This window comes from Leifsonia sp. CL147 (assembly GCF_900114565.1).
Lineage (GTDB): Bacteria > Actinomycetota > Actinomycetes > Actinomycetales > Microbacteriaceae > Leifsonia.
In genome coordinates this window covers 1-20904 of sequence record NZ_FOTM01000020.1, presented here as the reverse complement: position 1 = coordinate 20904, position 20904 = coordinate 1, and the positions used below count along the sequence as shown (strand labels likewise).

Genomic DNA, 20904 nt, shown 5'->3' with positions numbered 1-20904 from the left:
GACCTGCAGTGTCCGCTGGGACAGGGAAAGAAAACGAGGGGTGGTGAGGCTGGACGGATGCCAGCCTCACCACCCTCTCTCACGCGGCGTCGTCGCGCGGTCGGCTTCGGCGACGGAGGAGCAGGAACGCCGCCCCGCCGAGGATGAGCAGGACCGCGACGGCCCCGCTCCAGCCGCCGATGCTGCTGCCGGTGGAGGCCAGCGCGGAGACGGCGGCCTCCGGAACCGTCGCAGTCGACGAGTCGGAGCTCAGCGGGTCACCGTCGGGGAGTGTTCCCGTGGCGGTCGCCGTGTTGCTCAGGGTCCCACCGGCCAGGTCTGCCGCGACGACCGTGTAGGTGGCCGTGCAGGTCACCGAGGCGCCGGGCGCCAGGGTCGTCGTGCTGGGGCAGTCCACTGCCGACAGCGAGCCGTGCCCGCTGAACGCGCCCTCTTTCACGCTCGGGTGCGTGATGGTGATGTTGCCTACGTTGGTGATGGTGAACGTGTAGGTCACGACTTGCCCGACCGTGCTCGCCCTGTCCGTATCGGCGGTCTTGACCAGGGAGAGAGCCGGATGCGGGTTGGTGGTCACCGTGGAGGTGGATGGCGGCACCGGTGGCAGCGTCGTGCCGGGAGGCGTTGTACCGGTCGCGGTCGCGGTGTTGGTCAGCGCACCCGAATCCACGTCCGCCTGCGTCAGCGTGTAATCGGCGGTGCAGGTGATCGCGTCACCGGGGGCGAGGCTCGTCGGTCCCTGCGGGCAGGTGATCGCCGACAGCGTCCCGCTCCCTGAGAACGCACCTTCGGTCACCTGCGGGTCCGCCACCGTCACGTTGCCGGTGTTGGTGACCACGAAGGAGTACGTGATCGTCTGGCCGACCGCCGCGGCCTGCACATCCGCCGTCTTCACGATCGAGAGCGCCGGCGTGCGCGGGATGGTGATGTCCACCGGATTCGACGGAACCGGTGGCACCGGGTCGCCGCTCGGCGGCGTTCCCGTCACCGATGCACTGTTCGTCAGGGTCCCCGCGTCCACATCCGCCTGGGTGACGGTGTACTCGGCGCTGCAGGTCTCCACCTGCCCGGCCACCAGGATGGTCGTCGGGCAGTCGATTGCTCCGAGCGTCCCCGTGCCGGAGAAGTCCGTGTCCGCGACGGCGACATCGTGCAGTGTGACATTGCCCGTGTTCTTGACCACGAACGAATACGTCACCGTCTGACCAGCGGCGGTGACCGTTCCGGGCGTCGCCGACTTCGTGATGGCGAGCCCTGGAGCCGGAACCTGCGGGATGATCACCGACGACGGCTGGGAGGCGACCTGCGTGCCCGAGCCCTGCGGGGTTCCCTGGGCGACAGCGGTGTTCTGCAGCGTACCGGCGTCCACATCCGCCTGTGTCAGTGTGTAACTGGTCGTGCAGACCTCTTGGGCCCCCGGCGCGAGCGTCGGCTGCGGGCACGTCGCCGCCGGCAGCGGATCGGTGCCGGAGAAGGACGTCTCAGCGATGCCGATGCCATTCATCGTGATGTTCCCGGTGTTCGTCACCACGAAGCTGTAGGTGATGACCTGGCCGGGCAGGTACGAGCCGGCATCCGACGGATCGGCGGACTTCACCAGACCCAGAGACGGCGCCGCAACACTGGCCGGAGTCGACGTCGATGACGGGCTGGACGTCACCGGTGCGCCCGCGGGGGACGTGCCCGTGGCCGTTGCGGTGTTGTCCACCGACCCGGCCTGCGCATCAGCCGCTGTCACGGTGTATGCGGCGGCCGCGGTGCACGACTCCGTCGCGCCGGGGGCCAACGTCGCCGACGGGCAGTCCACAGCGCCCACCTTCGGGTCGTTGACCGCGATCCCGGCGACGGGGACGTCACCGGTGTTGGAGACGGTGAACGTGTACTGGATCGTGTCGCCTGCGTCGGTGATGCCGTTGCCGTTCACATCCACGGGCGCGCCCGCGTGCTTCACCAGCGACAGCGCCGGGGACTCGAACGCGACGGTCGCGTTGCCCGGCTTGTCCAGTCCCGTAGTGGTCACGTTTCCGGGGCCGTTCGTGAAGGAACCGGTGGTCGGCGAGGTCACATTCACCGTCACGGTGCACGAGGTCATCCCTGCCGCCAGGTCACCCGACACGGCGACGGTCCCGCTCCCCGCGGGCGCCGTCACAGCGCCGGCCGGGCACGTGGTCGCCGCACCCGACGGCGACGCCACCGTCAGCCCGGCCGGAAGCGCATCCGAGAACGACCACCCGTTCTTGGCAGCCAGATCACTCGTATTCGTGACCGTGAAGGTCAACGTCGAGACGCCCCCCGTCGGCACGATCGCGGGACTGAATGACTTGTCCAGCTGGGGAGTGGCATCGAGGATCTTGATGTTGTCGAAGCCGCCATCGTTGCCGAGGCTTCCCGGAACCGACTGTTCGTTCCGCATGACGATGCCGATACCCTGGCCCGTGGCCAGGTAAGACCCATCGGCGGCGAACGATCCGGCACGGTAGACCCCGCTGCCGACGGGCGCACCGGAGGCGTCCGTGCCGGCCGGGGTCGTGAAGAACTGACCGCCAGGAGCAGTACAAGGGTTGATCGCGCTCTGGCTGACCGGAACCTCGACGCCCGCGTCGGTTCGGTAGTAGAACCGCAGCAGCGGCGGACTGGTGTCACACTGCGCAGCCGCATCCACAGAGAAGGTCAGGAAGCGGCCGCTGGAAGTCGGCAAGGCGATCTGGCCGGCGGTCGCGAGCTCGATCTCGTTCGGGTGTGATGTGTCCTCCGGGGTCAAGAAGGTGCCCGTGAACGTCGAAACTGCCTTGTTCGCGGCTGGATTTGCAGCGCCGGCGAGCTGTCCCAGCGCATCGGCCAGCTGGCGGATCTGTACCTGCGACTGAGGCGCGCCGGTCGCGCCGCAGACCGGGTCGTTGGCATCGTTGAACGCCGTGATCGTGCCATTACAGGCAGCCTCGGAGAGCCAGTAGGGGGAGGCGGTGTATGTCATTCCGCCCGTGCCGACGTAGTTGTCGAGCCGCGTCGGCTGTCCGACTGGAGAATTGTCGAACCCCTCAGACCAGACGATGGTCGGGGCGCCGGGAACGCCGGGAGTGCCCGGTGCGGCAGACGCCGACTCGGCCGGCAGTAGCGCGCCGCTCGCAGCGAAGGCGAGCGTCACAAACGAAGCGACGACAGCAGCCGTCGACCGCAGCCTTCGGGAGCGGAGGCGGGGAAGCCCGCCGCTGCGATGTCCTTCGCCGGCACGCCCACGCCCGCCGAAAATGCGCTCTCTCAACCCGGTCCCCTTAGCTGGTCATGCCGAGAAGGGCATCGCTGGTCGGAGCGACGGCACCCTCTGTCTGTGCCCGGGGAACGAGACTCCCGGGTGTCTCTCAGCATTTCGGAACGACCTATGCGAACGCAACCTTCTCGCGCGGACTTCACCCCGGGTTCACCCTGATCGAGTCACCGTGCCATCCGCCGAGATGACGTCCCCCGGCGACGCTTAGCCCGGATCCGCCGATTGCCCGCACCAGGGTCCAGATCGGGCGTGTACCCTCCGGTCGCTTTCGGCTGTGCCGGCCGATCTCACGGTAGATGAGCCGGTCGGGTGCGTCGGAGATCGGCAGGACCAGCCCGGCTGCATGGGTGCGATGCTGCGTTGAGCCACCGTCGGCGGCGCTGCCCTTACCGGTTTGTATGTCTTTCCGTCGCCCGATCGTAGCTCGTTCCCGGTGCTTCCATGCCGGGCTTTCGCGCCTTATCCTCACTCGGTGCGCTCCCTCCGGTATTCCACGGTCCCGGCGGTTTCTCTGCTCTGGTCGCGCCGTGTCGGGCCGGCGGCTAGGGTTCGACGCCCTCCGCACGGATTTCAGCCGCGTCGCCCCTCACACCGCGCGGCGCGCGCGTCGGCGCAGCGCGGCGGCCGAGGCGACGACGAGCACCAGGATGCCGATCGCCTCGACGATGATCGTCTCCGGTACGAGCGTGAACGTCCACGTCTCGTGGATGCCGAACAACCCGACCGTCAGCGCCAGCAGGAGCGAGATCAGGCTCGCGATGATGAAGAGCAGGCTGAGGACGACGACGAACGTCACCAGTGCGCCGCGGAGCGCGAACATCCCGATCGCAAGGACGATGGCTGCGATGGAGTTGAGGATGAACAGCACTCCGAGAACGCCTCCGACGCCGTCGAACACGAGGAAGAGATGAATCCCGGCGATCGCGAGGAGGACGATCCCGCCGAGGATCCGCGTGACCTTCAGAAGGCCCTGGCTGCTGTCGGACATTGGACTACCTGCTTTTCTCTCGGTGCCTCTGCGGAGCGGGGCTCTATGGAGAACACGAGCCGGACGAGCAAATGGTTCGATTCGAGGATGGGGACCGGCCGAAGGCGTCCAGGAACCGGTTGCGGAACGCATCCATCCGCCAGACGGGCGCCGTCGGCGACGGGAGCATGCCCGGCTCCCACTTCCACGAACCGATGCTGTCGATGACGGCCGGGTCCTTGGCGATGATGCTGATCGGGACGTCGTGGTCCGCGGCCGTCCCGCTGACGACCGAAGCCGGCTGGTGGTCGCCCAGCACGATGAGCACGAGGTTCGGGTCATCGAATGTGGTGAGGAACGAGAACAGGGTGCTCATCGTGTATTCGATCGACTGGGCGTAGAGCTGCTGCACGTGGTGCGCGTCCTTCCAGACGACGCTCGGCGGGAGCCCCTGCGCGGGCTGCGCGTCGTAGATCGAGCCGTCACCGACGGCGGTCCACGGCACCTCCTGCGGCAACGGCGTCCACGGAGTGTGCGATGACACGAAGTCGATCTCGGCCATCAGCGGTCGGTGCGGCGTCGACAGTTCATGCTGCTGGAAGTAGGCCCACGTGTACTGGTCGGGGATCCGCGCGTAGCTGAAGGTGGGGCCGCGGTAGCCGACGTTCTTCGCGTTCAGCTGGCTGCCGAAGTGGTAGAACGAGCTTCCGACCGGCCATGGTCCCGTGTCGGACGGGACGTCGCTCAGGGTCTGCCAGCCGGCCTTTCCGAAGGCGTCGCTGAGCGTGAACCGGTCACCCGAGGTGACCTCGTCGTACCTCTGCTGCGAGTCGACCCACAGCCCGGATTGCAGTGTCGAGTGTGCCAGCCAGCTGATGCCGCCGAACGTCGACGATGTGAGGAATGCGCTGCGCTCCGAGTAGCCGTGCGCCGCCAGCTGTGCGTCTCCGCGGCGCAGCACGGCATCCACCCCGGAGGAGAACGAGGTGTTCTGCACGGCCACCTGGCCGTAGCTTTCGATGAACGCCACGATGACGTCTTTGCCCTTCAACCCGGTGAGAAGGTCGGATGCGGGCAGATGCGCATAGGCGTCCGAAGCGGCCGCGCTTCGGAAGGCGGCCTGATCGCGGGCGGCGACGGCCACCTGGTCGAGCTTCGCCGCGGCGGTCGTGACCGAGTCCGACGCCGCGAGCGGCTCGCCGGGCACGAGCTGCACGCCGACGAGTGCGATGATGAGCCACCCCGCGATCGCAGTGGATGCCCCGAGCAGGCCGGCCTTCCGGCTGCGCCGCACACGTTCGGCGAGGTGAAGCAGGGCGGCGGTGACCGCGAGGATGGCCCCGGCGGACACGACGATGAGCAGGACCAGGATGCCGAGCGCCGCGAACGGCCCGGCGGCGTCGCGGACCACGCCGTAGCCATCCACCAGTTCCGGCCATCCGGTCACCACATCGAAGGGTTGCCCGACGGTGGCCGTGAACGCCCGGTCGAGTGCGGCGCTGAGCGCCGCAAGCACGAAGAGAATGGCGACGATGCTCGCGACGATTCGCCGCCCCCCGCGCCACGGCAGGAATGCCAGCACGACGAGCGCCACGACGGCGTCGAGGGGAAGCCGCACGAGAGCGAGCGCCGTTCCCGATGCGACCACGCCCGGGGTCACCGCGATGACGAACAGCGTCAGAGCCGAGAGGACCGTCACAACGGTCGCTCTGACTGTGCGGCTGCCGGTGCGGGGCGACCGCGCGCGCGGGCGGTTCACGACCTGTCCGCCGCGCCGGCGTGCGGTGCGTCGTCCACCGGCGGTGCGTCGGGCTCCGCCGCGAACCGATCGGACAACGCATAACGCATCAGCACGACGTCGCCGATGGACCGCACCTCCGCGAGAGTCGCCCGCCGTTCGCTGGTCCACGGGAAGACGGCGTCGGCGACGAACCGGGGCGCGCGCCGATCTCCGACGAAGAACGGCGCGACCGCCAGGTCGAGCTCGTCGACGAGGTCCGCCGCGAGGAACTGCGTGAGCATGGTCCCGCCTCCCTCGACCATGAGGCGCCGCACGCCTCGGTCCGCCAAGTCGCAGAGCAGCTCGGCCATGGTCACGACGTCGCCCAACGCCACGACGGTCGCCGCGCCGCCGAGCCGCCCGCGGATGCGCGACGCCTCCGATCGGGGGCAGTACACCAGCTTGGTCGTGTCGCCTTCCGTGAAGAACGCGGCGTGTGGATCCAAATCGCCGGTCGCCGTCACCGTCACCTTCCAGGGCGAGCGCGTCAGGCCCGAGGCAGCGCGCCGGTCCTGTCTCTCGGGGCTGTGCACGATGAGGCGCGGGTTGTCCCGTCGCACTGTTCGCGCGCCGACCAGGATGGCGTCGCTGCGCGCGCGGGTCTCATCCACCCGGTCGAAGTCCGCTGGGTTCGACAGGGCGAGCCTCGGAGGGTCTGCCGAGTCGAGGTATCCGTCGAGGGAGATGGCGCAGCTCAGCGTCACATGCGGCTTGTCGGTCACGGTGATTCCTCCCGGAGATGAGGTGGGCGAGCCTTGCCACGACCGCGCCGAGCACGGCTGCGATCAAGGCGAGAACGCCGTAGAGGGTGGCGGCGGAGACACCGGTGGATGCCCCGAGACCCGCCATGGCGAACGCCCAGCCGGCCACACCCTCGCGAGGTCCCCACCCGCCGATGTTCACGGGGATGGATGCGGCGAGCAGCACGACGAACGCCAGGGTCAGCAGCTGCATCGGCGGGACGCTCGCACCGACGGACCTCGTGGCGATCGCGAAAATCGCGACATGACAGCCGACGACCACCACGGAAGCGGCGACGACCTGCGCGGACACCGCCGGGGAACCGAGGCCGGCACGAAACTCGGCCGCTTCGTGCCGCAGGGCGCGCCTGACCCGCGCGCTCGCCCATCCTGCTGCGAGCGCAGACACCGCGAGCGCGGCGAGGACGGCTAGCCCGATACCGATCGCCGGGGGCAGGAACCCGCCGAACTCCGCGCCCGACGACGCCACGATCACCACGGCGAGCACGAACTGGACCGCTTGCCCGGCCGTGCGTTCCAGGACGACGGCGCGCGTGGCCGCACCGACGCTTTCCGTGTCCCGGCCGTGAACGGCCGCCCGGTGCACATCGCCGACCACCCCGCCCGGGAGCACGGAGTTGAGGAACTGGGATCGGTAATACATGCGCATGGCCATCGACCAGGGCAGTCCGAGGCCGAGGCGTGCGGCGATGATTCGCCACCGCCACGCCGCCGCGGTGGTCGCGACCGCGTAGAGGACGATCGCAGCGCCGATCGCGGGTGCGTCCAGGCTCAGCAGGCCGTGGAGGAACGGCCCGGCGCCGACGCGCGCCGCGATCGCGACGAGCACGCCCCCGGCTACGACGATGCGCGCGGTGAGGCGGAACGACCGCGAACGGATGACGCCGCGGACGCGTGCGCCGGCTCTCGTGACACGGGATGTCATCGTGGCCACACCAGCAGATCGAGGTGATGGACGACGGCGGAGAGCTCGCCCCGATCGAGTTGCCCCCTGCGGAACTCCCGGTAGCCCGCGCACTCGTCGCGCAGCTCGGGGCATTGCTCCTCGGCGGCATCGACCCATCCGTCGAACCAGTCGGCGAGCAGCTGGGGCTCGCGGTCGTCGAGACGCCAGCTCGTTCGTGCCGTTCGCACGTTCCACCGAGCCCGGCCGAACAGCCCGCGGACGATGGGGCCGCCGTAGCGGCCGAGAAGCCGGCGTCCGTGTACCTCCCGCCGCTGGTGACCGTTGAACGCCGCTTCGTAGAGTTTGTCGCGTGCGTCCCAGGGGCGGAGTTCGACTTCGCCGGTCACGCTCAGGGAGAACAGAGCCGCGGCGCCGACCTCGATGCACGCGTCCACGATGGCGTGCGCCTCGGGAGCAGTCAGCACATCCAGAAGCGCCGACGCCGTCACGAGCGAGGCGCCCTCCAGGTCCGCGCCCTCGAGCCGAGCGAGCTCGCCGATGCGTGAGCGTACGGAGATGGGTGCGTCGAGGAGGTCGCGGGGAAGCTCGCCGTCGAGCGCTCGCTCGGTGAGACTCGCATTCCAGTCGTGCAGGACCCAGGTCTGCGGACCGGGCAGCAGCGGCGCCAGCCAGCGCATCATGGAGCCGGTGCCGCTGCCGAGGTCGTGCACAATGATCGGCCCGTCCGGAAGAAGGGAGCGAACCGACCGGGCGAGGTCCTGAGAACGCGCCCGGGAATCCTCCGCCTCGCGCACTGCAAGCCAGTGGCTGCCGACCTCGATGATCTCGCTCATCGTCTCGGCACCGAGTCGGCACTCACGTCCCCGCGGAACGCGGCCCCCGCGTGTGCGAGCGCGGCCTCCGCGAGAGTGGATGCGACGATCGCCGTCGTGGTGCTCCACGGCCGGGCCGCATCGCGCGCCTTCAGCGCCGCCGCCTTTCGTTCCCGGCGCAGCGCAGGGCTTGCCCACCACCGGTGCAGCACGACGTCCAGCGCCCACGGGTCGTCCAGGGGCACGGTCATGGCCGCGGCGTCCTGGGCTATCGCCTCCGGGATGCCCCCGACTCCGCTCGTGAGGACGGGGATGCCCCGCGCGAGCGCCTCGGCGACCACCATCCCGTAGCTTTCGCTGCGTGACAGCGCGATCACGAGATCGGCGCGGCCGTAAGCCTCCTCGAGGGGTCGCCCGGCGAGGACACCCGTGAACTCGATCCGATCGGCGAGTCCCGCCGATGCGATCGCGGCCCTCAGCGCGGTGACGAAGTCGGGTGCCGCATGAAGCGATCCGACGATCGTGCACGTCCAACCGGGAACGTCGGAGCAGTCGGCCAGGCTCCTCACGAGCAGATCCTGGCCCTTGTGCGGCGCGACCGTGCCCACGCAGAGAAGACGGTGGCCGGACGAGGAGGCCGCCGTCGTCGCCGCCGGATCGGCTCCCGGATGGGCGACGGCGATCCTGGCGGGATCCGCGACGCCCTGTGCGATCAGTCCGCCGCGGGTCCAGTTGCTCGTCGCGATGATGCGCCGCGCGACTCCGTATGCTCTGCGCTCGGAGTCGGCGAGGTCGGCCGCGATCATGTGCGCGAGGACGACCAATCGCAGGCGCGCTCCCTCGGCCGCGATCGCATCCGTATGGTGCGTCGCGAGCAGGCCGTCGACCAGCAGCAGGGTCCCGTCGGGCAGCTGCGAAAGGGCGTCGGCGGTCCGCCCCGGCTCGTTCTCCGCGACGCGGATCATCCGCACCTCCCAGCCCTCCGCGCGCAGTCCGTCGCGAATCCGCTGGTCGTACACGTTGCCGCCGCTGACGCGCTCGGCGTCGTCGATGGCGTCGGGGACCAGGAAGAAGACGGACGCCTCCGGGCGCGCGTTCACAGGGGCCTCGAATAGCTCGCCCACGCGATGTGGGATTCGTGAAGGGTGACCGTGATCGACGTCAGGTGCCGGCTCCCGCTGGCGGATCCCGCACCGAAGCGGTCGGCGAGGCGGTCTGCGATCACCCGGCACAACGCTTCCGTCGTCGTGTTCATGCCGGCGAATTCGGGCTCGTCGTCGAGGTTGCGGTAGGAGAGCGCCGCCGTGATCTCCGAGAGCTCGGCGGTCGCCCGCCCGATATCGACGACCACGCCATCGGCATCGAGGTCGTCCGCGCCGAACGTCGCATCGACGATGAAGGTCGCGCCGTGCAGTCGCTGCGCTGGGCCGAAGGTCTCGCCCGTGAAGCTGTGCGCGATCATCATGTGGTCTCGCACCGTCACCGAGAACGTCATGACGCATCCCCCCAATCGATGGTGCGGCAGAGGCCGGCGCCCGCCCCGGCGGACAGCTCCGCGAAGACCGCGGGCAGCTCGCGCCACGAGGATTCGGCTGTGAGCAGAGCATCGAATGCGGCATCGTCCAGTAGCCGGAGGGCCAACGCCAGGCGATCGGAGGTGGTCCGGTTGTCGCGTCGGCGGCTGGAGACCGTGCCCACCTGGCTCGACCGGATGGTGAGACGCCGGGAATGGAAGTCCCCGCCGAGCAGCAGCGTCGCCGGACGGTCGGCGTACCAGCTGGCCTCGATGACCTCACCGTCCGTGACGACGGTTTCGAGCGCGAGCTGCAGCCCGGCATCCGACCCGCTCGTGTTGATGACCACATCCCGGTGGTCGGGTGCAGCGTCCGGCTCTGCGAACCTCACCCCGAGCCGGTCGGCGATGTCGTGCCGCGACGGGTCGATGTCGACGAGTACGACATCGACTCCGGGGATCCCGCGGGCGAGACGTGCGACGCAGCATCCGATCATCCCCGCCCCGACGACAGTCACCCGGTCTCCGAGGAGCGGCGCGGCATCCCACAACACGTTGATGGCGGTCTCGACCGCCCCGGCGAGCACGGCCCGCCGGGCCGGCACTCCGTCCGGCACGGGGACGACGGCCTCCGCGGGGACGACGAACGCCGACTGGTGGGGGAAGAGCGTGAAGACGGTGCGCCCGCGGAGCGTCGCAGGCCCCTGCTCGACCACCCCGACGTTCAGGTAGCCGTACTTCACCGGGCCGGGGAAGTCGCCCTCCTGAAATGGGGCCCGCATCCGTACGCGCTCGCTCGCGGGCACGTGGCCGCCGAACACCGAGGTCTCGGTGCCGCGGCTCACGCCGGTATGCAGAGTCCTGACGAGGACGTCGCCGTCGCCGGGCGGTCGAAGGGGCTGGGACCGGAGAACGCCGACACCGGGCTCCTCGGTCCAGAACGCAATAGCATCGAGCACATCCGCCCCTCTCTGAACCATCGGTGCGCCTGTGGCGTGTTAATTGAAAGTAGTGCCCTCACAAGAGACACGAGAAGCGCATGGGAAGAGTTCAACTCGAAGCGGCGGGATGGGCGTTCGCCGGATCGGCGTTCGCGGTGATCGTGCTCGCGGTGCACGGGCAGACGGTCCCGCCGCTGTCGGCCGGATGGTTGGCGACCCTCGCGTACCTGCTCCTCTCGAATGTGCTGCTGGTCCGCGGGCTGCGGCGTCGACGTTCGGAGCGTCTCGGCCCGGCCAACATCATCACCATGACCCGTTCGACGCTGGTGGGTCTGATCACCGGATTGGTCGTCGCGTCCTTCACGACGACGATCGCGGTGGTCCTCCTCGTCGCGCTCGTCATCCCCGCGCTGGCACTCGACGCTGTCGACGGGTGGGTCGCCAGGCGCACCGGAACGACGACCGAACTGGGCGCCCGCTTCGATATGGAGGTGGATGCGTTCCTCCTGCTCGTGCTGAGCGTGTACGTCGCACAGAGCTCAGGGGTGTGGGTTCTCGCCATCGGTTCGATGCGGTACGCGTTCGTGATCGTCGGATGGGCGCTGCCCTGGTTCCGCCGGAAGCTCCCGCCGCGCTACTGGCGCAAAGTGGTGACAGCCGTCGCCGGGATCGCTCTGGCAGCGGCGGCGTCGGGAATCCTCCGCCCGGTCGGCATCGTGTTCGTGGCGGCCGCCCTCGTGCTGCTCATCGAGTCGTTCGGAAGGGATGTCGTCTGGCTGGTCCACAGGCGACGTGACGTGGCGGCCGCGCCGCCGCTGGTGGAAGCGAAGGCGGAGAACGTCGAATGACAGTCAGAACCGAGAGCCGGATCACCGTCGCCGCGAGTGCCGGAGACGTGTGGGCCTACCTGTGCGACGTGGGACGCTGGGCGGAGTGGGCACCGACGGTGCTCGAATGCCGGGTTCGCGGCGGCGGACCGCTGCAGGCCGGCGGCTGGGTGGAGCAGCGAGCGAGGGACCTGGGGTGGAATCACCGACGACGTGAGCGCGTGACCGCCGTCGACCCGCCGCACTCCATGGCCTTCGCCGGCACGATGGGAAGCTCCGTCGCGCGCTGGGGGATGGAAATCGAGCCGGCAGGCGACGGGCGCACCGACGCGATGATGTGGGTGGAAGTCGACCTCGCCAACATCATGCGCACCATTCCCGCCCGTGTCCTCGAGCGCCAGGTGCAGCGCGTGAGCGACATCGAGATGGCGGGGATCAAGGGCTCGGTCGAGCGCGATCTGCGGACGGGCGCGGGGTCATCATGAGCGGAACCGACCGAGGCCGCGAGCGCCTGATCGAGACGTACCGCAAGAAGGCCGAGCACTATGACGTGGTCTCGCGGCTCTACCCGGTGCCCGGCTACCCGCAACGGGCGCAGCGGTCGCGTGCGGTGAAGGAACTCGGCCTCCGCCCAGGCGACAGAGTGGTCGACATCGCGTGCGGCACAGGCCTGAACTTCCCGCTGATCGAGGAGGCGATCGGGCCCGGCGGCCGGATCGTCGGCGTCGATCTGACCGACGCGATGCTCGCGCGCGCCGAGAATCGCGTCACGGCGAACGGCTGGAGCAACGTCAGCCTCGTGCAGGCCGATGCCGCCGGCTTCGTCTTCCCCGGCACGATGGACGCGATCCTGTCGACCTACGCCCTGACGCAGGTGCCCGAGTGCGGCCAGGTCATCGCCCACGGCGCAGACGCCCTCTGCGCCGCCGGTCGTTGGGTCGTGCTGGATCTGAAGATCCCCGACAGCACGCCTCGCTGGCTGTCGCAGCTCGCAATCGCGGCGGTACGGAGCTCGGCCTCCCTCGACGAGTGGATCGCGCGCCGTCCCTGGGAGTCGATCCGCGCCGCCATGCAGGAAAGCCTGGCCGATTCCTCCTGGACCGAGCTGTGCTTCGGCACCGCGTTCCTCGCCGCCGGCTCCGGCCGCGGAAACGTGACGTCCCAGGAGAGGTCCCCTGATCCCGATGGGCAAAAGGAATCGTCGTGAGTTCGAATCCCACGCCCTCCGGGATACTTGACGGGTGCGCATCACCGCGAAGGTCGATTACGCCGTCCGTGCGGCGGTGGAGCTGGCCGCACGCTATTCCGCCGATGGCGACTCGCGGTACACGAAGGCCGACGAAGTCGCCGAGGCGCAGGCGGCGCCGGAGGCGTTCGTGCTCGGCATCCTGAATCAGCTCAAGCTCGCCGGGTTGGTCGAAAGCAAACGCGGAGCCGACGGAGGGTATCGTCTCGCGTCGCCGCCGGAACGGATCGCTGTCGCGGACGTCATTCGGGCCATCGACGGGCCGCTCGCGAATGTGGCCGGGGCCCACGTTGAGGACGTCGCCTATCCCGGAGCCGCCGAGCACGTGCGCGATGTGTGGGTCGCGGTGCGCGCCGCGATGCGTACGGTTCTCGACGAGACGAGCCTCGCCGAGGTGGCTGTCGGGCCGCTGCCGGAGGGTGTCCGAGCCTTGATCGCGGACGATGCCGCGTGGAAGACGCGCCCTAACCGTCTGCGTACTCGCCTGCGGGATTGAGTGCCGCGTAGCTCCGCCGACTTACTTCGACTTATTTCCTGACTAATTTGCTCAAGAATCCATATCGTCGTTCTCACACACGGCGGCCTGCAGCATCTCGCGCAGGCGGACGGATTCGAGGGAGCGGAAAATGAGGAAGAGACGAACCATCGCAGCGGTCGCAGCGGTTGCCAGCATGGCGATGAGCGTGACCGGGTGCTCGGCTGCTGCGAGCGCTGATCCTCAGGCCGGCGCGTCCGGTGAGACGACGGTGCTGCGCTACCAGGGCTCTGCGAATTCCGTGGTGCTTCCCGAGCTCGCGGAAGCACTCGGCTACCTCGGTGACGTGAAATTGAAGTGGGTCGGAAACACGACGAGCGGGCCCCAGGACATCCAATCGGTCGCGACCGACCAGACCGATGTCGGTGAGGCGTTCGCAGGCGCGATCGTCAAGCTGGTCACGGCGGGCGCTCCCATCACTGCGGTGGTCAGCGCCTACGGCGAAGACGCGAAGACGTTCACCGGCTACTACGTGAAGGCGGACAGCCCGATCAAGACCGCCCGGGACCTGATCGGCAAGAAGGTCGCCATCAACACGCTCGGCGCCCAAGGCGAGGCGGAGGTGGACACGTATCTGAAACGCGGTGGCCTCAGCGCGAACGAGATCAAGCAGGTGCAACTGGTCGTCACGCCGCCGAACTCGACCGAGGAGGCGCTTCGTCGCGGGCAGGTCGAGCTGGGAGCGCTCGGCGGTGTGCTGCAGGATCACGCCGTCGCCGCAGGCGGCCTCCGTCCGCTCTTCGACGACTACAGCCTGTTCGGCTCCTTCGCGGGAGGACAGTACGTGTTCCGCAATGACTTCATCGCGAACAACCCGAAGACTGTCGCGGCGCTGGCGACCGGGATCGCCAAGGCGATCCACTGGGAGAACACGACGCCGCGGGATCAGGTGATCGACACGTTCCGCTCGATCATCGCCTCGCGCGGCAGGGGCGAGAGCACGCAGACGCTGCAGTACTGGAAAAGCTCGGGGCTGCCGGGCTACGGCGCGATCTCGAGCAACGACTTCGGCCGCTGGGATGCCTGGTTGCACGATGCGGGCATCGTCTCCGGGCGACTCGACGCGACCTCCATCTACACCAACAGGTTCAACACCTATGCGAAGGCCGAGCGATGAGCGACGCGACCGCGAAGATCAGCCTGCAGCATGTGGGCAAGACGTTCACGGTGCGATCGAGTGTGCAGCCCCGGCGATCGGAGACGCTGACCGCACTGGACGATCTGACGCTGGATGTCGCCCCTGGTGAGTTCGTCACCCTGGTCGGGCCGAGCGGGTCGGGCAAGACCACTCTGCTGGATCTGCTCGCCGGTCTCTCGGCCCCGACGACGGGCGCGGTACTGGTGGATGGCAACGCGATCACCGGGCCGGGACACGATCGGGCGGTGGTGTTCCAGCAGTACGCGCTGTTCCCGTGGCGCACGGCCTTGGCCAACGTCACGTTCGGGCTGGAGGGCGTGAAAGTGGGCGGGGAGCGTCTGAATCGTCGGGCCCGGGACGAGCGCGCACGCCGCTTCCTCTCCCTCGTCGGCCTGGGCGGTTTCGAGGACCGGTACCCGCACGAGCTGTCCGGTGGGATGAAGCAGCGCGTCGCGATCGCCCGCAGTCTCGCGTACGAGCCGGACATCCTCCTGATGGACGAGCCGTTCGCCGCACTGGATGCGCAGACGCGTGAACAGCTCCAGGACGAACTGCTGCGCATCTGGGCGGCGACCGGCAAGACCGTGGTGTTCATCACCCATGACATCGACGAGGCCGTGTATCTCGGTCAGCGCGTGGTGGTGCTCAGTGCCCGGCCCGGCCGGCTGAAGGCCGTCGTCGACGTACGGTTCCCGGGCAAGGCAGCGGAGCGGCGCGCAAACGCCGACGTCAGGTCGGATCCCGAGTTCGTGAGTCGCCGACATGAGATCTGGGCGCTGCTCCACGGGGGAGCAGGCACCGAAGAGAGGAACGCAGCATGACCGCCTCAGCAGTTGAGCCGTACGCGTCCACGATCCGCCGCGCCGTGCGCATCCCGTTCGCTTCGTGGCTGAGACGGTCTGCCCGGCTCCTGTGGGCGGCGACCGGGATCATCCTGTTCCTGCTGCTGTGGGAGTTCGGACCGACGTACTTCGCCGACGCAACGACACGCGTGTTCCTTCCGCCGCTGCACGAGGTTCTGCGCGCCGGACTCGGCCTGCTGCAGAGCGGAGAGTTGCAGGCGAACATCCTGGCCAGCCTGGCGCGGGCAGTGGCGGGATTCGCGACCGCCGTCGCTGTCGCGGTTCCCCTCGGCATATTCGTCGCGTGGAACCGATGGTTGGGGTCTGCCGTGAACCCGCTGCTGGAACTGTTCCGCAACACCGCGGCGCTCGCGCTGCTGCCGGTGTTCACGCTCCTCCTCGGAATCGGTGAAGTCTCGAAGATCACGATGGTGGCCTATGCGGCGTTCTTCCCGATCCTGCTGAACACCATCGCAGGCGTGCGCACGGTGGACCCGTTGCTCATCCGCGCCGCCCGGTCGCTCGGTGTCGGGCGCGTGCGACTCTTCAGCCGGGTCGTGCTGCCCGCGGCCGTTCCGACGATCTTCACGGGCATCCGGATGGGAGGCGCCGCATCGATCCTGGTGCTCGTCGCCGCCGAGATGGTCGGCGCCAAGGCCGGACTCGGATTCTTGATCGTGAACGCGCAGAACAGCTTCCTGATCCCGGACATGTATGCGGGAATCCTCACGATCGCCCTGCTCGGACTGCTGGTCAACACCCTTCTCGTCGCTCTCGAACGCCGATTCTCCCGCTGGCGGCAGCCGGCGTGACCCGCTCGATGCCCCACATCCACCCCCGAAAACGAACGGAGCCCACAATCATGACCCGCGACAACACCGGGCGACAGCTCAGTCTCAACCTGTTCATCCATCCGGCCGGTCATCACGAAGCGGCCTGGCGGCATCCGCAGACCCGGCCCGAGCGCATCTTCGACGCCTCGTTCTACACCGAGCTCGCCCAGAAGGCGGAGACCGTCGCCTTCGATGCGATCTTCTTCGCCGACGGGCCCGTCCTGAATCGCGGCATCGAGTTCAACTCGGTCGGGCACTTGGAGCCGATCCTCACGCTCGCTTCTGTCGCCGCGCACACGAAGAGGATCGGGCTCATCGCCACCGCATCCACCACTTTCTACGATCCCTACAACCTCGCTCGCCTGTTCTCCACGCTGGACCACCTGAGCGGCGGCCGCGCCGGCTGGAACATCGTCACCACCGCATCCGAGGATGCCGCAGCCAACTTCGGCCTCGACGCCCACCCGGACACCGCGACCCGGTACGCCAGGGCCGCAGAATTCGTAGAAGTGCTGCAGCGACTCTGGGACAGCTGGGAGGACGACGCCATCCTGCTCGACCGCACGGCCGGACGGTATGCGGACCCGGCCAAGATCCATGCCGCAGCCTTCGCCGGAGAGCATGTGCGCGTCGCGGGCGCGTTCAACGCGCCCCGCTCGCCGCAGGGACACCCTGTGCTCGTACAGGCGGGATCATCGAACGACGGTCGCGCCTTCGCCGCCCGGTTCGCGGAGGCGATCTTCACTGCACACCAGCGACTGTCCGATGCGCAGGCGTTCTACGCCGACATCAAACAGCGCGTGCGCGCGTTCGGCCGCGATGCGGACGCCGTGAAGATCCTGCCCGGAATCAGCCCGTTCATCGGCTCCACCGAGGCCGAGGCGATAGCTCTCGAGCGCGAGTTCAACGAACTGACGGTTCCCGAATACGGGTTGCGCCAACTGCGTTCGCTCACCGGCGTCGAACTCGGGACCGACTCCCTGGATGCGCCGGTCCCGCGTGAGATCTTCGCCGGCGCGGGCGATGTGACGAACAACAACCGCAGCCGGCTGCAAGTGGTCGCCGGCATCGTGGAACGGGAGAACCCGACCGTGCGTGGGCTGCTGCACCGGCTCGCCGGCGCACGCGGACATCGAGTGGTCGCCGGCACGCCGGAGCAGATCGCCGACACGATCGGAGAGTGGTTCACGCAGGGCGCGGCCGACGGTTTCAACGTGATGCCGCCCTACCTGCCCGGTGGATTCGACGCGTTCGCCGAGCACGTGGTTCCGATCCTGCAGGCCAGGGGCCAGTTCCGCGAGCAGTACACCGGCACTACACTGCGTGACCACCTCGGGCTGACTCGCCCGGCCGGCCGTTATCCGGCCGGAGGCGGCAAGGGGATCGCGCACGCCGAGGATGCCGCGGCCGCTGCGGAGTTCGCCGGCGCCTGAAGGTCGACGCACGAAGTCAAGCCACGTCACAAAGAACACGAGAACGGGAGAAGACCATGACTCCAGCTGGATGCACGACGACCGCAGATACGGAGAAGCCGGAGCCGGGCGACCGGTCGCCCGCGAGCGCCGGCCCGATCAGTATCGACGAGTATCGCACGCTCTTCCGCCGGCATCCGGCCGGAGTCGCGGTGATCGCATTGCGCCACAGAGAGCACCCGGTCGGATTCACCGCGACCTCGGTCATCTCGGTATCCGCCGCGCCGCCGCTCCTGGCGTTCTCTCTGCAGGCGACATCGTCGTCATGGCCGGCGATCCGGGAGGCCAGGACACTCACCGTAAGTTTCCTTGCCGCCGGCCAGGAGGACGTGTCGGCACGATTCTCGGCCACGGGAGTCGATCGATTCGCGGCGGGCGGTTGGCATTCACTCACGACAGGCGAACCGGTGATCGACGGAGCGGCGCAATGGTTGAGGGGGACGATCGTGCAGCGCACAGACACCGGCGGCAGCTACCTGATCACGGTGCAGGCGATCGAAACCTCGGTGCGTCCGACGGCCGGTGGGGCCGGGATCGCAGATCCGGCCCCGCTCGTCTACCACGACCGCGCGTATCACCGGATCGGGGCGCACTCTCGGGTCGGCTGACGTCACCGCCGCGATCGGATGTCTCCCCCGCCTGCCCTCGAGGTGCTCGTCGTTGCACGATCACACGGCGTGTCGGCTGCAACGACGAGCACCTCAGCGGTGGTCGGGCCTCAGGATGGGGCAGCTGGCGGGCGAGCTCATCCGTGCAAGAAGTCGTGACGGCGCGGCTGGGAGGCCGGACCCGGTCCCGAACGATCGGATTCGGGCTACGCCGTCCTCCGGTTGTGCAAACATCCGATCTCTCGCGCTGTTCGATGTTAGTATCGGCACGTTAGGGCGACTTTCGGCCCGAGAACTCGGATGTTTGGAGCAAGGATGCGTTTCGCGCGACTCGGTGAATCTGGACGGGAGGTGCCGGTCCTGGTCCAGGGCGACGCCTACTACGACATCTCGACCATCACCGGAGATATCGCCGGCGACTTCTTCCGCGACGAAACGCGCGCCCGCATCGCTGCCGCCGCGCACGCCGGTGAACTGACCCGGGTCGACGCGCACGGGGCACGCATCGGCGCGCCGATCGCCCGCCCATCGGCGATCATCTGCGTGGGCATGAACTACGCCGCCCACGCGGCCGAGTCCGGCGCGGAACCGCCCAAGAACGTGGTGATCTTCCACAAGACCCCCAACACCATCGCCGGGCCGAACGACGACGTCGCCATCCCTCGCGGCAGCCGGAAGACCGACTGGGAAGTGGAGCTCGGCGTCGTGATCAAGTCGCGCGCGAGCTACATCGGCGACCCCGCCGACGCGCTCTCGTACGTCGCCGGCTACGTGCTGGCCAACGACCTCTCCGAGCGCGAGTGGCAGCTCGAGATCTCCGGCGGTCAGTGGGGCAAGGGCAAGTCGGCTCCCGGTTTCTCGCCGATCGGACCCTGGCTGGTCACGCCGGACGAGGTGGACATCTCGGACCTGCGCCTCCGCAGCTGGGTGAACGGCGAACCGCGACAGGACTCGACGACAGCCGACATGATCTTCGACGTGCCCTACATCGTCTGGCACCTGTCGCAGTTCATGGTGCTCGAGCCGGGCGACCTCATCCTCACGGGCACCCCGGCCGGGGTCGCGCTCTCCGGCCGCTTCCCGTATGTGAAGAGCAGGGATGTCGTCGAACTCGCGATCGACGGTCTCGGCACGCAGCGGCAGGTGTTCCTGTGAGCCGGCAGCGCGCCGCCATCGTCACCGGCGGAGCGTCCGGCATCGGCGCCGCCATCACCTCCCGGCTGCGCGAAGACGGCCTGCGGGTCTTCGTCTTCGATCGCACCGCGCTGAACGAGGCGGACTCCCTGGCGGTCGACATCGCGGACGATGCCGCGGTTCGCGCGGCCGTGTCCCAGGCGGCCGAGGTCGCCGGCGGGATCGACGTCGTGGTGAACAACGCGGGCATCGGCGCGCAGGGCACCATCGAGGACAACAGCGACGAGGAGTGGCACCGCCTGTTCGACATCAACGTGCTCGGCGCGGTTCGCGTGACCCGGGCGGCGTTGCCGTGGCTGAGGGCATCCGACTCGGCCGCGGTGGTGAACATCAGCTCCATCGTGGCAACGACCGGACTGCCACAGCGGGCTCTGTACGGTGCGACCAAGGGAGCCATCGCATCCCTGACACTGCAGATGGCAGCCGACCACCTGCCCGACGGTATCCGCGTCAACAGCGTGAACCCGGGTACGGCCGACACTCCGTGGGTCCAGCGTCTGCTCGACTCCGCAGACGACCCCGTCGCCGAGCGTGCCGCGCTCGAAGGCCGCCAGCCTCACGGACGCCTGGTGCGGCCCGACGAGATCGCTGCGGTCGTGTCGTTCCTCGTCGACCCGCGGGCCGGCTCCGTCACCGGCGTCAGCGTCGCCGTCGACGGCGGGATGGCCAGCCTTCGCCCACGTCCGAGAGCCGGGCGGGAAGGATGACCGGGCGGGGCAGCATCACCCGTCAGTTTCCGAAGCCGGTTGAGTTGCTGGAGTTGATGCAGTTCAAGCGGCCGGAGTTGGATCTGAAGAAGCGTCGGTTGGGGTCGGCGTTGTCGATCGAGGATCTGGCGCGGATCGCTCGCCGGCGGACGCCGAAGGCGGCGTTCGATTACACGGAGGGTGCTGCGGAGGGGGAGTTGTCGTTGGCGCGGGCGCGGCAGGCGTTCCAGGATGTGGAGTTCCATCCGTCGGTGCTGCGGGATGTGTCGGTGGTGGATACGTCGTGTGAGATCTGGGGTGGCCCGTCGGCGTTGCCGTTCGGGATCGCGCCGACGGGGTTCACCCGCCTGATGCAGACCGAGGGTGAGGTTGCCGGTGCGGGGGCGGCGGGTGCGGCGGGGATCCCGTTCACGTTGTCGACGTTGGGGACCACGTCGATCGAGGAGGTGAAGGCGGTCAACCCGGAGGGCCGGAATTGGTTCCAGTTGTATGTGATGCGGCAGCGGGAGATCTCCTATGGTCTGGTGGAGCGGGCTGCGGCGGCGGGGTTCGACAC

21 protein-coding genes are annotated in these 20904 nt (G+C 68.7%); 12 read left to right on the top strand and 9 right to left on the bottom strand.

Features of this window, described 5'->3' with window-relative positions; translation table 11 throughout:
• Positions 1-79: 79 nt before the first annotated feature.
• From BM287_RS14995 to BM287_RS14960, 9 genes are all read right to left on the bottom strand, one after another.
• The gene (locus BM287_RS14995) at positions 80-3142 is read right to left on the bottom strand and encodes a DUF7507 domain-containing protein (protein WP_090041008.1); all 3063 of its coding nucleotides are present in this window, start codon (positions 3140-3142) and stop codon (positions 80-82) included.
• Positions 3143-3851: 709 nt separating this feature from the next.
• Positions 3852-4253: a hypothetical protein gene (locus tag BM287_RS14990; RefSeq protein WP_090041006.1), complete on the bottom strand. Its 402-nt coding sequence runs from the start codon at positions 4251-4253 to the stop codon at positions 3852-3854.
• Positions 4254-4296: 43 nt separating this feature from the next.
• A complete protein-coding gene (locus BM287_RS14985) occupies positions 4297-5931 on the bottom strand; it encodes an LTA synthase family protein (protein ID WP_090041003.1) in 1635 nt (544 codons plus the stop codon).
• Between the two features lie 56 nt (positions 5932-5987).
• The gene (locus BM287_RS14980; protein WP_244528364.1) at positions 5988-6716 is read right to left on the bottom strand and encodes a RibD family protein; all 729 of its coding nucleotides are present in this window, start codon (positions 6714-6716) and stop codon (positions 5988-5990) included.
• Positions 6616-7698 (bottom strand): lysylphosphatidylglycerol synthase transmembrane domain-containing protein, encoded by a 1083-nt coding sequence (locus BM287_RS14975; RefSeq protein ID WP_170857571.1) that lies wholly within the window; start codon positions 7696-7698, stop codon positions 6616-6618. Before BM287_RS14975 ends, BM287_RS14980 begins: the two co-directional genes overlap by 101 nt.
• Positions 7695-8513 carry a small ribosomal subunit Rsm22 family protein gene (locus tag BM287_RS17890; protein WP_170857570.1) on the bottom strand — a complete coding sequence of 273 codons (819 nt, stop codon included), beginning with the start codon at positions 8511-8513 and terminating at the stop codon, positions 7695-7697. The genes BM287_RS14975 and BM287_RS17890 overlap by 4 nt, the downstream gene beginning before the upstream one ends.
• Positions 8510-9592, bottom strand: coding sequence for a glycosyltransferase family 4 protein (locus BM287_RS14970; RefSeq protein WP_090040996.1), 1083 nt, complete (start codon positions 9590-9592; stop codon positions 8510-8512). Before BM287_RS14970 ends, BM287_RS17890 begins: the two co-directional genes overlap by 4 nt.
• On the bottom strand, positions 9589-9987 hold the full coding sequence (locus tag BM287_RS14965; protein ID WP_090040994.1) for a 6-pyruvoyl trahydropterin synthase family protein: 399 nt from the start codon (positions 9985-9987) through the stop codon (positions 9589-9591). Before BM287_RS14965 ends, BM287_RS14970 begins: the two co-directional genes overlap by 4 nt.
• Positions 9984-10850 (bottom strand): zinc-dependent alcohol dehydrogenase, encoded by an 867-nt coding sequence (locus tag BM287_RS14960; RefSeq protein WP_244528346.1) that lies wholly within the window; start codon positions 10848-10850, stop codon positions 9984-9986. The genes BM287_RS14965 and BM287_RS14960 overlap by 4 nt, the downstream gene beginning before the upstream one ends.
• Before the next feature lie 194 nt (positions 10851-11044).
• On the opposite strand from BM287_RS14960, the gene BM287_RS14955 reads away from it, so the two are divergent.
• The 12 genes from BM287_RS14955 to BM287_RS14900 form a co-directional block, all read left to right on the top strand.
• Positions 11045-11794 carry a CDP-alcohol phosphatidyltransferase family protein gene (locus BM287_RS14955; RefSeq protein ID WP_090040988.1) on the top strand — a complete coding sequence of 250 codons (750 nt, stop codon included), beginning with the start codon at positions 11045-11047 and terminating at the stop codon, positions 11792-11794.
• On the top strand, positions 11791-12258 hold the full coding sequence (locus tag BM287_RS14950; RefSeq protein WP_090040985.1) for an SRPBCC family protein: 468 nt from the start codon (positions 11791-11793) through the stop codon (positions 12256-12258). Before BM287_RS14955 ends, BM287_RS14950 begins: the two co-directional genes overlap by 4 nt.
• Positions 12255-12980 carry a class I SAM-dependent methyltransferase gene (locus BM287_RS14945; RefSeq protein ID WP_090040983.1) on the top strand — a complete coding sequence of 242 codons (726 nt, stop codon included), beginning with the start codon at positions 12255-12257 and terminating at the stop codon, positions 12978-12980. Before BM287_RS14950 ends, BM287_RS14945 begins: the two co-directional genes overlap by 4 nt.
• Before the next feature lie 34 nt (positions 12981-13014).
• Positions 13015-13515, top strand: a complete 501-nt coding sequence (locus tag BM287_RS14940; RefSeq protein WP_090040980.1) for an RrF2 family transcriptional regulator — start codon at positions 13015-13017, stop codon at positions 13513-13515.
• Between the two features lie 130 nt (positions 13516-13645).
• Positions 13646-14671 carry an ABC transporter substrate-binding protein gene (locus BM287_RS14935; protein ID WP_090040977.1) on the top strand — a complete coding sequence of 342 codons (1026 nt, stop codon included), beginning with the start codon at positions 13646-13648 and terminating at the stop codon, positions 14669-14671.
• Entirely contained in the window at positions 14668-15513 is an 846-nt protein-coding gene (locus tag BM287_RS14930) for an ABC transporter ATP-binding protein (protein WP_090040975.1), read from the top strand. The genes BM287_RS14935 and BM287_RS14930 overlap by 4 nt, the downstream gene beginning before the upstream one ends.
• A complete protein-coding gene (locus BM287_RS14925; RefSeq protein ID WP_090040973.1) occupies positions 15510-16346 on the top strand; it encodes an ABC transporter permease in 837 nt (278 codons plus the stop codon). The genes BM287_RS14930 and BM287_RS14925 overlap by 4 nt, the downstream gene beginning before the upstream one ends.
• A 50-nt stretch (positions 16347-16396) precedes the next feature.
• Positions 16397-17800 (top strand): LLM class flavin-dependent oxidoreductase, encoded by a 1404-nt coding sequence (locus BM287_RS14920; RefSeq protein WP_090040971.1) that lies wholly within the window; start codon positions 16397-16399, stop codon positions 17798-17800.
• Positions 17801-17856: 56 nt separating this feature from the next.
• The gene (locus BM287_RS14915) at positions 17857-18447 is read left to right on the top strand and encodes a flavin reductase family protein (protein ID WP_090040969.1); all 591 of its coding nucleotides are present in this window, start codon (positions 17857-17859) and stop codon (positions 18445-18447) included.
• A gap of 315 nt (positions 18448-18762) precedes the next feature.
• Positions 18763-19602, top strand: a complete 840-nt coding sequence (locus BM287_RS14910; RefSeq protein ID WP_090040967.1) for a fumarylacetoacetate hydrolase family protein — start codon at positions 18763-18765, stop codon at positions 19600-19602.
• Positions 19599-20348, top strand: a complete 750-nt coding sequence (locus BM287_RS14905; protein WP_090040965.1) for an SDR family NAD(P)-dependent oxidoreductase — start codon at positions 19599-19601, stop codon at positions 20346-20348. The genes BM287_RS14910 and BM287_RS14905 overlap by 4 nt, the downstream gene beginning before the upstream one ends.
• Positions 20345-20904: alpha-hydroxy acid oxidase (locus BM287_RS14900; RefSeq protein WP_170857569.1), on the top strand; the 560-nt coding region annotated here is incomplete at its 3' end. The genes BM287_RS14905 and BM287_RS14900, both read left to right, overlap by 4 nt.

Coding starts and splice junctions, on each gene's coding strand:
- BM287_RS14990 (WP_090041006.1), bottom strand. CDS start 4,253: ATGTCCGACAGCAGCCAGGGCCTTCTGAAGGTCACGCGGATCCTCGGC.
- BM287_RS14975 (WP_170857571.1), bottom strand. CDS start 7,698: ATGACATCCCGTGTCACGAGAGCCGGCGCACGCGTCCGCGGCGTCATC.
- BM287_RS17890 (WP_170857570.1), bottom strand. CDS start 8,513: ATGAGCGAGATCATCGAGGTCGGCAGCCACTGGCTTGCAGTGCGCGAG.
- BM287_RS14965 (WP_090040994.1), bottom strand. CDS start 9,987: ATGACGTTCTCGGTGACGGTGCGAGACCACATGATGATCGCGCACAGC.
- BM287_RS14955 (WP_090040988.1), top strand. CDS start 11,045: ATGGGAAGAGTTCAACTCGAAGCGGCGGGATGGGCGTTCGCCGGATCG.
- BM287_RS14950 (WP_090040985.1), top strand. CDS start 11,791: ATGACAGTCAGAACCGAGAGCCGGATCACCGTCGCCGCGAGTGCCGGA.
- BM287_RS14945 (WP_090040983.1), top strand. CDS start 12,255: ATGAGCGGAACCGACCGAGGCCGCGAGCGCCTGATCGAGACGTACCGC.
- BM287_RS14935 (WP_090040977.1), top strand. CDS start 13,646: ATGAGGAAGAGACGAACCATCGCAGCGGTCGCAGCGGTTGCCAGCATG.
- BM287_RS14930 (WP_090040975.1), top strand. CDS start 14,668: ATGAGCGACGCGACCGCGAAGATCAGCCTGCAGCATGTGGGCAAGACG.
- BM287_RS14925 (WP_090040973.1), top strand. CDS start 15,510: ATGACCGCCTCAGCAGTTGAGCCGTACGCGTCCACGATCCGCCGCGCC.
- BM287_RS14920 (WP_090040971.1), top strand. CDS start 16,397: ATGACCCGCGACAACACCGGGCGACAGCTCAGTCTCAACCTGTTCATC.
- BM287_RS14915 (WP_090040969.1), top strand. CDS start 17,857: ATGACTCCAGCTGGATGCACGACGACCGCAGATACGGAGAAGCCGGAG.
- BM287_RS14910 (WP_090040967.1), top strand. CDS start 18,763: ATGCGTTTCGCGCGACTCGGTGAATCTGGACGGGAGGTGCCGGTCCTG.